This window comes from Paramaledivibacter caminithermalis DSM 15212 (genome assembly GCF_900142245.1).
In the GTDB taxonomy this organism is placed as follows: Bacteria; Bacillota; Clostridia; order Peptostreptococcales; family Caminicellaceae; genus Paramaledivibacter; species Paramaledivibacter caminithermalis.
This window is the reverse complement of the sequence record NZ_FRAG01000011.1, coordinates 78,912-90,360: the sequence shown is the minus strand read 5'-3', so window position 1 is coordinate 90,360 and position 11,449 is coordinate 78,912. Positions and strand designations below refer to the sequence as shown.

Sequence of the window (11,449 nt, the reverse complement as noted above, 5' to 3'; positions counted from 1 at the left end):
TATAATCATAAAATTTTGCCAATAATATAAATAACTCAATAAATTACATATCTAATCTCTTATACATTCATCTTGTCAGCTAGGAGAATATTTTCCTTTAGACACACATTATATGACAGACTCGCTTCATATCTCTAATTGATGTTCCTATAGAAAATCGTGTGCCATATATTTTCTCTTTTATTATGCAAATTATTAGGTCAGTTTTTGGCAATTGAGAAACTTGCATAATTAACATTAATAATTTTGAAATACAATATGCAGATTACTTTCCTGCTTTTCTATACTACAATTTTTATTGAAAAATTCTTTAAATATATTATGTATTATGCAATTTTTTCAATTATTTAAAAAGTATAAAACCATAGTTATTTAATAAAACAATATACAAATTTGACTATATATGTGGTATAATAAGACTTGCGATTATGCTATATAAGACTAATGACTTATATAATATAGGACTATAGAACTAGCATACTAAAATTACTACTGATAATGGCAAACCTGTCGAAAGGCAGGGACGCAAAGCTATAGGGCCTTCTGTAAAAATTATAGATGGCAGCCAGTTACCAAAGGGGAGTTTTTTTATGCATAAAAATATCAAGAATTTAAGTAGTTTTATGTGTAAGATTATCATAGGAGGCTATATTTAACTGGGTTTACCTAAACTATTTAAAGAATAAAGGTTTGCTTAAATGCACTTAAGCTTTAAAAACTCCCCCCTGGTCAAGTAGTAAAGAAAGTTGTATTAATTAAAAACAGGGAGGAAGGAATAGTAGATGAAATTTAAGCGCTTACAAACAAAATTATTACTTGCAATAGGATTTGTAGTTGTTATATCTTTTATAGCTACAATCGGTTTTATTTTAAGAAAAACTTATTTGGATGACAAAGCAGAAGCCTTTGATAAGGTTGCAATTTTATCCAGAGAGTATGCCAATTACGTTGAAGGTGAAATAAATATTGCAATGAATACTTCAAGATTACTGGCGCAGACATTTGAAGGTATGAAAAAGTCAGGAAATACAGATAGGTATGTAATGAACAATATTCTTAAGAATGTTCTTGAAGAAAATCCAAAGATTTCTGGAGTATGGACATGTTGGGAATCAAATGCTCTAGATGGTAGAGATAAAGAGTTTGCAAATACGATAGGACATGATGAAACTGGTCGATTTATACCTACTTGGGATAGAAGCGACAACGGTATTGTGCTAAATCCCGTAGAAGGTTATGAAGAAACTATTTTACAAGCAAAAAAAAATAGAAGGGAGATAGTTCTTGAACCTTATTTTCACGAGATAGAAGGTAAAGAAGTATTAATGACTAGTTTGGTTACTCCAATAGCTGTAAATGGAGAAATTTTGGGTGTAACAGGAGTAGATATTCCACTGTATACTTTACAAGAAATGACTTCTCAAATCAGGCCCTATGAGACGGGGTATGCTTCATTAATTGCAAATAATGGTACGTTTGCAGCCCATGGTGATGTTGAAAAATTAGGACAAGATATTGGGGATACTGAAATGGCCTTAGGAGTTAAGAAGGCGGTAAAAGAAGGTGAATATCATGATCTGCTTTACAGATCAAAGGTAACGAATGAAGACTCATATACATACCTTTCACCTATAAATATCGGCAATTCTACAACACCTTGGTCCTTTGGTATAACTGTATCTATGTCTAAAATATTAGAAAATGCCGAAAAATTGAAGAAGCTTTCTACATTGATAGCATTAATTTTTATAGGATTGATATTGATGATTATAAATTTTATGACGAGAAGTATTGTTAAACCTATTGTAAAAACAACAGATATGATTATAGATATATCAGAAGGTGAAGGAGATTTAACTAAAAGACTTGAGGTTTATACCTATGATGAAGTAGGTCAGCTTGCAAAGGGTTTTAATTTATTTGTAGATAAAATTCAAGAATTGATACTACAGATAAAAAGTAACGCAGATATAGTGGCCCAATCATCAGCAGAAATTAGGGTAACCATGGATGAGAATAATAAAGGAATTGAGGAAATAGCAAATGCTATAGCTGATGTAACCGATATTTCTCAAAGCAATACAGCTGTAATTGAAGAAACGACTGCAAGCATAGAACAATTAGGAAGTAGTATAGAAGCTATTTCGGGAGAAACAAAAGATGTATTAAATACCAGTGAAAAAGCATTAGATGCTACAAATGAAGGAAAGTTATTAATGAATAAAGTAGTGCAAGCTAATAATAAAGTGAATGAAGCATCGAAAAATGTTGGAAAAATCATAGGAGAGCTTAGGATTGCATCGGATAAGGTAGGAGAAATAGTATCAATAATATCTAATATTTCAGAGCAAACAAATCTACTCTCATTAAATGCAGCAATAGAATCAGCTAGAGCAGGTGAATATGGAAGGGGTTTTTCAATAGTAGCACAAGAGGTTGGGAAACTAGCAGAAGAAAGCAAAGAATCAACAATTAATATAAAAAAAATAATTAATGAGATTCAAACTAAAACAGATAATGCTGATATTGCTATTAAAGAAACTCAAAAAATAGTAGAGGTAAGTATAGAAAAATTTAATATTATAAATAAGCATTTTGATATTATATTAGAATCAATAGAAGATACGACATCTAAAATTGAAAGTATATCCAATTCATCAAATCAACAGGCACAAGCAGCTGAAGAAATGAGCAAAGCAATAAATGAACTATCTATGTCTATAGTTAGGAATACAAATTCAGCACAACAGATAAATGGGGTTATAGAAGAACAAGTGAGTTCATTTGAAGAAATAGGAGCAAATGTTGAAGAATTAAATAATATTGCGGAAAAATTAAAGGAAAAAACAGATAAATTCAAGGCATAGGAGAGTATTTGAGTTTAGTGAAAAAAGAGTGTTGTTCATGAGCTATTCATGTCATGGGCGATGCTCTTATTTTGTTTAGAGCTTAATTAAAAGTGACATTTTCTAAAATTAATCTTAAGGTGACATTATCATAAATCAATAGCATTTAGAAAAATAGAATTATTGCTTACCCGTTAGTAATCTGATAGAATAAATCTAAGGATGCTATATATTCAAATTATTATTACTACAAGTAAATATTTATTATTAATTATGACAATATTAGTTATATGATTAAGTTTTAATATAAATTTCAAGTAAAATCAATGGGTTAAGTTGAAGATTATGTTTAAGTCTTTGCCAATACCCATAACAAAATAGGAGGGGTTTTATGAAAAAAACAGTAAATATTGATTGGGCTAAATTATCCTTTAGTTACATCAAAACAGATTATCGTTATGTATCAAGATGGAAGGATGGAAAATGGGACGATGGCAAGCTAACAGAAGATAATAAGCTTACTATTAGTGAAGCGTCAACTGCCCTTCATTATGGACAACAGTGTTTTGAAGGACTGAAGGCATATCGTAGGAAAGATGGGAAGATTCAGCTTTTCAGACCAGATCAAAATGCTAAACGCTTAAATAACAGCTGTAAGCGTATATTAATGCCTGAAATACCAGAAGAAAAATTTATAGATGCTTGTATGCAAGTTGTTAAGGCTAATGAAGCTTATGTTCCTCCATACGGAACAGGAGCAACTCTTTACCTTAGACCCTTTGTTATAGGTGTTGGAGATAATGTTGGGGTAAAACCAGCTCCTGAGTATATATTCTGCGTGTTTTGTGTACCTGTAGGACCTTACTTTAAAAGTGGAATGACTCCTGTAAACTTTACAGTTTCAGAATATGATAGAGCTGCACCCTTTGGAACTGGAGGAGCAAAGGTTGGAGGAAACTATGCAGCCAGTCTTTATCCCCATGAGTTAGCTGTTAAAAGGGGCTTTGCTGATTGCATCTATCTTGATCCAGTGACTCACACTAAAATAGAAGAGGTTGGAGCTGCAAATTTCTTTGGAATTACAAAGGATGATAAATTTATAACTCCAAAGTCACCGTCAATTCTTCCTAGTATAACAAAATATTCACTAATGTATATTGCTGAAAACTATTTAGATATGGAAGTAGAAGAAAGTGATGTATTGATAGATGAACTTGATAAATTTAAAGAAGCTGGTGCATGTGGAACTGCTGCTGTAATAACACCTATTGGTGGTATAGAATACAAAGGGAAACTTCATGTATTCCATAGCGAAACAGAAGTAGGTCCTGTTACTAAAAAACTTTATGATACTCTCTATGGAATTCAATTTGGTGATATACAAGCTCCAGATGGATGGATTTTTGAAGTAAAATAAGATTGTATATAAATATAATTGAAACCAACTTTTTTGACAATATCATGTCTTTAAAAGTTGGTTTTTAAGTTGTTTAAACTTTTTGGATTAAAAATTAAAGAGATTATAAAATAACTCATGAAGGTCTAATAAATTTCAAAGAAAAAATGTAGAAGCGTTCATTATTTTCTTTGAAATTTATTTTAAATGTTAATGTTGTTTATCTATATATAAAAATAGTGAAATAACTCCTAAAATTTTAAATGTTTTGATATAATGAAAAATGATGCAGATATTATAAAAATATTTTATTTTTTATAAAGAAAAGAATAACCAATTACGATATTAAAATAGAGAAAAACTGATATTTTGTAAGGGTATTAGAATAAGTTTTTTAATATTACTATTTGAACAACTAAAATTAAATGAAGGTGAATATATGGACGAGATTAAACTATACAAGCAAATTGTTGAACTGCTTCCAGATGCTGTTTTTGCGATAAACAAGGAAGGAAGGGTTTTTTTATGGAATAAAGCAATGGAGGATAAAACAGGAATTAAAAAACATGAGATATTAGGAAAAGAAGATTATATATATTCTATATATTTTTATGGAGAAAAAAGACCAACACTTATAGATTTAGTACTAAAGCCTAATCGAGAGATAGAAAGGAAATATAGAAACTTTAAGAGAAATGAAGATGGAAGTGTTGAAGGAGAAGCATACTGCATTGGATTGAATAATTATGATTGGGGAAAAGCTGTGCCTTTACATAATAAAAATAAAGAAATAATAGGAGCAGTTGCTGTTGTTAGGGATATTGATGAAAAGACAAAAAATCAGAAAAAAATATTTAAGGGTTATCAAACTCTTTTTAAAAACAGTCCCGATGCTATTGTATATTTTGATAAAAATCATAATATATTAGATGTTAACGACAATTTTGTAAAAATTTTTGGTTATACAAAAAAAGAGTGTTTTGGAAGAGATTTAGATGAAATTATAGTTCCGAAAGAAAGAAAATGGCAAGCTCAGAAAAAAACAAAGGAGCTTTTTGAAAGAGGAAAGGTAGATATAGAAACTATTCGATATACAAAATATGGAAAAAGAATTTGTGTGAATGTTAGAGCCATTTTAGTAAATATAGATAATGAAATAATAGGTGGATATGGTATTTATACAGATATAACGGAAAAGGAAACATATAAAAAGGACTTAGAATCTACAAATGAAGAGTTAGAAGCTACTATAGAACAACTAATAGCAAGAGAAAGGGAATTAATATCCAAATATGATGAAGTACAAGAGTATGCAGAAAGATTAGAAGAATTAAAACAAAAATATGAAATTGCTATAGAAGGAACAGACAGTGTTCTTTGGGAAATCAATACTGAAGATAAAACCCTTTATCTTTCAGAGAATTTTAGAAAGATTATAGATATTGATTTAAAAGAAAAAGATATGTATAAAGTTATAGATAAGTTAGTATATCCTAAAGATAAAAATACACTCTTAGAATATATTGACAAATATAACAGGAAGCAAAAGAAAAGAATTTACTCTCAAATACGTATTATAGATAAAGATAAACAAATTCGATGGTATTTAGTAAGTGGGAAGGGAATATTAAACAGGCAAGGAAAAGTAAAAATCTTAAGCGGAGTTTTAGTGGACATTACTCACCTTAAAAATCAGGAGAAATATATTAAATTTCTTGCTGATCATGACCCTTTAACACATCTTCCAAATAGAAGAAAGTTTATGGAAAAACTTTCAGATGAGATTAAAAAAGGCAAAAAAGGGGTAGTGTTTTTACTGGATATTGATAATTTTAAAAATATTAATGATACCTTAGGGCATATATATGGGGATATATTATTGAAAGAAATAGCTCAAATATTGAAATATATATTACGTAATGGAATGAATGCTTTTCGATTTGGAGGGGATGAATTCTTAATCCTGATCAGGGGTATCAGAAGTTTTCAAGACATAAAAACATGCGTAGAAAGGATTTTAAAGAATTTAAAAGAGAAAATTGTTTTAGACGGAATAGAAAATCCTATAACAGCCAGTATCGGGATTGTTCGGTACCCCCGTGACGGTTATCAGATGGAGGAACTTTTGATTAAAGCTGATATAGCTATGTATAATGCAAAAAAGACAGGAAAGAATAAATATCTTTTCTTTGATCAAAGGATGACTCTGGCTTTTGAAGAAAAAATAAAAATTGAAAATATTTTAAGAAAAGCTATAAAAGAGAAAAACTTTAAGTTACTTTATCAACCAATTATAGAAATTTCAACTGGTGAGATAGCTTGTTTTGAAGCGTTGTTGAGGCTAAAGAATATAAATTTATCCCCAAGTTTATTTATACCTGTAGCAGAAGAAACGGACTTGATTTTATCTATAGGAAGATGGGTTATAAAACAAGCCATAAAACAACTTAAAAAATGGGAAGATAAAGGTTATAAGAACAAACATATAGCTATAAATCTGTCACCAAAACAGCTTTATGATACTAAACTTTTTAGTTTCTTACAAGATACCTTTAAAGAAAATGATATTGATCCATCTATGTTAGAGATAGAGATTACAGAAAATGTTCTTATTGAGAATAGAGAAGAAGCTATAAAAATTCTTCAAAAACTAAAAGGGTTAGGAATAACAATTGCCCTTGATGATTTTGGAACAGGATATTCCTCTTTGAACTACCTGACCTTTATTCCAGTTGATAAAATTAAGCTTGATAAGTCATTAAGTGACAAATTTTTAGAATTGAGAAATACTCAGGTAATAGATAGCTTGATTTCCCTTGCACATAGTTTAAACCTAAAGGTTGTAGCAGAGGGAATTGAAGATATGAAGCAATATGAAAAGTTAAAAAGAGGAGGATGTGATTATATACAAGGATATCTTTTTAGTAAACCCTTAAATGGAGAATTAGAAAAAATATACAATAAAAATTTTTTTGATTTTATAGCTAATAATATAAGTTGATTTCATTATATAAAAATTTAAATATTTAGAAAAATATAGGATTGTTTATTTAGAAGCAGGTGTTAAAAATATGTGTACTGAAATAATTAAATATTTAAGTTCAATGTTATGTGAAAATGATAGAAAGTATAATAAAGAATTTGAAATAGTAAATACTTCCTTTAGACTTTATGATATAAATTTCGATAAACTAAATGGTATTTTACTCTTATTAGATGACCACAATACTGTAATTAACATAAAGGAAGTTAATAAACATGTCTCAAATTTTATTGGCAGAACATTAAAACTGCCATTGGATAAAAAAATAAACAACGGTAAGATTATTAAATATACAGAAAAAAATTTTTCGGTTTATTATCTTAAGGTGAAAAGTAACAAGAATAAAGAAATAAGTTATGGACTTTGCTATATTATAGATAGCAAAAGTGATAGTTTTGAAGTTTTAGTAGAAGATATTGCTTTTAAGATTAATAAATCTATTGAAATTTTACATGAATATAATAAAAAAAATAATTTTTTAATGGAATACTTAGACTCTATTGATGAGGGGATTTCTACCTGTGATAGGAATGGTCGTATTACTTATGTAAATAAAGCTTGCTGTGAAATCTTAGGTTTTAATAAGGAAGATATAGTAAATGGGAAAAAGGAAATATCACCTGAATATAAACCTATTTTATCAAAACTACTATTGGAGAAAAAAAGTATTATAGATGTAGATTATTTTCCAAGAAAAAATAATAAAACGATACATTTGATTAATTCTTCTTATCCTGTATTTAATAATAAAAAAGAAGTTATAGGAGCAATAGATATTTTTAGGGGTATTAAAAGAACGACTAAGCTGGCTAATACACTTGTAGGACAGAATATTACCTATAAATTTGAAAATATTATAGGTGAAAGCAGTATTTTAAAAGAGAAGATAGGGCTAGCTAAGAGCTTTGCCTTGAGCGATGCAAATATATATATTCAAGGTGAAAGTGGAACAGGAAAGGAATTATTTGCTCAATCTATTCACAATTACAGTAGAAGGAAGAATGAACCATTTATAGCTTTAAATTGTGCAAATTTCCCCTTGGACCTTGTGGATAGTGAGCTGTTTGGTTACGAAGAAGGTGCATTTACAGGTGCAAAAAAAGGTGGTAAAATTGGTAAATTTGAACTTGCTAATGGGGGAACACTTTTCCTTGACGAAATCGGAGAGATGCAACTTCATACACAAGCTAAACTCCTAAGGGTATTGGAAACCAGAACTTTATTTAGAATTGGAGGAAATAAGCCTATAAAAATAAATGTAAAAATAATAGCTGCTACCAATAAAAATTTATATAATATGGTTAAAAAGGGTGAATTTCGAGAGGACTTATATTATAGGTTAAAGGTTTTATTCCTAGAGATTCCTCCCCTGAGAGAAAGGGAAAATGATGTATTGATTTTAGCGGATTATTTTACAAAAAAGATTGGTATGGATATGGGTAAAAATATAAAAGAAATAGATAAAGAAGGGAAGAAGCTACTTTGTGATTATCATTGGCCTGGTAATATACGGGAGCTTGAAAATATTATTGCCAGAGCATTATTCATATGTGATAAGGATATAATTACTAAAGATGATTTAATAAAGGCAGGTATAAGCTTAGAAAGTGCAAGTAATTCCATTAAGAATGATTTGCAGGAAATAAATAAAGAAATATTGATACGAACGTTAAAGCAAACAAAGGGGAATAAAAAAAGAACTGCTGAAATATTAGGAGTCTCTAGACCAACTATATATAGGATGATAAAGAAATATAATGTAAAACTATGAAACATGTAACGAAACATTACATCAATGAAATGCATTGCAATTTAAGGAATTTATAGAGATGTTTTTAAAATAGTGTAAAAATATTTTACATTATTTTTTTTATTTAGCTAAAAAGCAATCATTAATCCTTTGAAAATAAAGGAATTAAAGAAGAAATGATCTTTGGCATAATTATTGCTTTAATAATACATTATAATATTAAACTTAGAAATGATATAGGAATTTAGGTAAAGACATTAATTTATACATGTCCAAAACGTCTAGAAGCATTGCGTATTTGTGCATGTATGAATTAAGTTTTACTATGTAAATTCCATATCTAAAAAATTAGGAGGTCAAAATGATGAAGATAAGAAAAGCAGAACCTTTTAAAATTAAAATGGTAGAACCTATTAGGTTAATTCCTAGGGAAGAACGAGAAAAAAGCCTAAGAGAAGCAGGATACAACCCATTTGCATTAAAATCAGAGGATGTTTATATTGACCTATTGACCGATAGTGGAACAGGTGCTATGAGTGATAGACAGTGGGCAGCTCTTATGATGGGAGATGAGTCCTATGCAGGAAGTAGAAGTTTTTATAGATTAGAAGAAGTTGTAAAGAACATAACAGGATATAAATACGTAATACCTACCCATCAAGGTAGAGGTGCAGAACAAGTAGTATTTCCAAATGTAATCAAGAAGCCTGGCGATTATGTACTTAGCAATATGCATTTTGATACTACAAAGGCCCATGTAGAGCTTTCTGGTGGTAGAGCTATAAACTTAATAGACGAAAAGGCTTTTAACACTACAGAATATGATGATTTTAAAGGAGATTTTGACTTAGAAAAGCTGGAAAGTTTTATAGCGAACCATAATATAGAGGATATATCATGTATAGTAATTACAGTAACATGTAATTCAGCTGGTGGACAGCCTGTTTCAATGAAAAATATAAAGGGAGTAAAGGAAATAGCAGAAAAATATGGATTGAAGGTATTTATGGATGCAGCAAGGTATGCTGAAAATGCGTATTTTATTAAGATAAGAGAAGATGGATATAAGGATAAATCTATAAGAGAAATAGCAAGGGAAATGTTCAGCTATGCAGATGGAATGATGATGAGCTCTAAAAAAGATGGCTTGGTTAATATGGGGGGGCTTATTGCAATAAAGGATGATGAAAATTTATATACAGCATGTAGATCTACAGTAGTACCCCTTGAAGGATTTCCAACCTATGGTGGATTATCAGGTAGAGATATGGAAGCATTAGCAGTGGGTTTAGAAGAAGCATTGGAATTTGAATATCTAGATTATAGAATGGAACAGGTAAAATATCTTGGAGATAGATTGATGGAGGCTGGGGTACCAATCCAATATCCAACAGGAGGTCATGCAGTTTTTGTAGATTGTAAGAAGATTTGCCCACATATTCCGTATTATCAATTTCCAGCTCAAGCAGTATGTAATGCTGTATATCTAGAAGCGGGAGTAAGACCAGTTGAAATAGGATCCTTCTTATTAGGTAGGGATCCAGATACAGGAGAAAATTTAGAATCACCTCTTGAACTTATGAGGCTTACTATTCCAAGAAGAGTATATACAAATAGACATATGGATGTTGTTGCAGATGCAGTAATAGAAGTATTTAAAAATGCTGATAAATTAGTTGGACTAGAGTTTGAATATGAACCAAAGGTTCTAAGACATTTTACAGCTAGACTAAGACCAGTTAAATAATTGAATTATTATCTGAGCAAATTGCATAATTACCTTCAGCAAAAACTATCTACTATATATAGTTTTAGAATCTACAGAGACATACTACATGTATTATGCAATTTCCTCATCTAACAGAAAGTGGCAAGATATTTTGCTGCTTTCTTTTTTATTTATATGACAGAAAAATCTTGAAGTTGTTTATCTTCAGTATAAAATTAATAAAAACATAAGTAATAAATTCAATCAATTCCTCATAATTAATACTAAATAGAACTAGGAGGAATGTGTGTTGAGACAGGTTAAAATATTTAGTAGCAGATCACTGAGATTGGAGGATAATATTAATGAGTGGCTTATGAAAAATGAGAGTTTTAACATTGTTGATATAAAAATGTTTAGAACAGAAGATTTCTTTTATGCTTTAGTAATTTATGAAGTAAAAAAGTCAAAATAGTACTCTCCTTATAATCATATAAGGCATATAATGCCATGAGAAAGCCATGGGAAGAAGATGAGGACATGGTAATTGTAGAGGGTCTGCAAAAAAAGGGTCTAATAGAAGGAGCGGTAGTTGCCGAGGAAATAGAAAAAAATAATAGGCTTGAAAATATGTATTTATTCAAACCTACTTTATATATAAAGCTTAGAAAGAACCATAATATCAATTATTAGGTCTTTTCTTATT

At 29.7% G+C, this 11,449-nt stretch carries 7 protein-coding genes and 1 riboswitch; all 7 genes read left to right on the top strand.

Annotated elements, in window-relative coordinates; all coding sequences use genetic code 11:
* Window positions 1-490 precede the first annotated feature (490 nt).
* A riboswitch (cyclic di-GMP riboswitch) is annotated at window positions 491-577 on the top strand.
* Between the two features lie 205 nt (window positions 578-782).
* The 7 genes from BUB36_RS06515 to BUB36_RS06490 all read left to right on the top strand — a co-directional run bounded on the left by BUB36_RS06515 (window position 783) and on the right by BUB36_RS06490 (window position 11,436).
* Window positions 783-2,867, top strand: coding sequence for a methyl-accepting chemotaxis protein (locus tag BUB36_RS06515; RefSeq protein WP_073148229.1), 2,085 nt, complete (start codon window positions 783-785; stop codon window positions 2,865-2,867).
* Between the two features lie 370 nt (window positions 2,868-3,237).
* Window positions 3,238-4,263, top strand: coding sequence for a branched-chain amino acid aminotransferase (locus tag BUB36_RS06510; RefSeq protein WP_073148227.1), 1,026 nt, complete (start codon window positions 3,238-3,240; stop codon window positions 4,261-4,263).
* A gap of 418 nt (window positions 4,264-4,681) precedes the next feature.
* Complete coding sequence (locus BUB36_RS06505; RefSeq protein ID WP_073148225.1) at window positions 4,682-7,243, top strand: sensor domain-containing protein; 2,562 nt, start codon at window positions 4,682-4,684, stop codon at window positions 7,241-7,243.
* Window positions 7,244-7,313: 70 nt separating this feature from the next.
* Complete coding sequence (locus BUB36_RS06500; protein ID WP_073148223.1) at window positions 7,314-9,056, top strand: sigma 54-interacting transcriptional regulator; 1,743 nt, start codon at window positions 7,314-7,316, stop codon at window positions 9,054-9,056.
* A 340-nt stretch (window positions 9,057-9,396) separates the two neighbouring features.
* Window positions 9,397-10,782: a tryptophanase gene (locus BUB36_RS06495; protein ID WP_207550771.1), complete on the top strand. Its 1,386-nt coding sequence runs from the start codon at window positions 9,397-9,399 to the stop codon at window positions 10,780-10,782.
* A 271-nt stretch (window positions 10,783-11,053) separates the two neighbouring features.
* Entirely contained in the window at window positions 11,054-11,218 is a 165-nt protein-coding gene (locus tag BUB36_RS19635; RefSeq protein ID WP_165613042.1) for a hypothetical protein, read from the top strand.
* A 35-nt stretch (window positions 11,219-11,253) separates the two neighbouring features.
* Window positions 11,254-11,436 carry a hypothetical protein gene (locus tag BUB36_RS06490; protein WP_073148219.1) on the top strand — a complete coding sequence of 61 codons (183 nt, stop codon included), beginning with the start codon at window positions 11,254-11,256 and terminating at the stop codon, window positions 11,434-11,436.
* Window positions 11,437-11,449 lie beyond the last annotated feature (13 nt).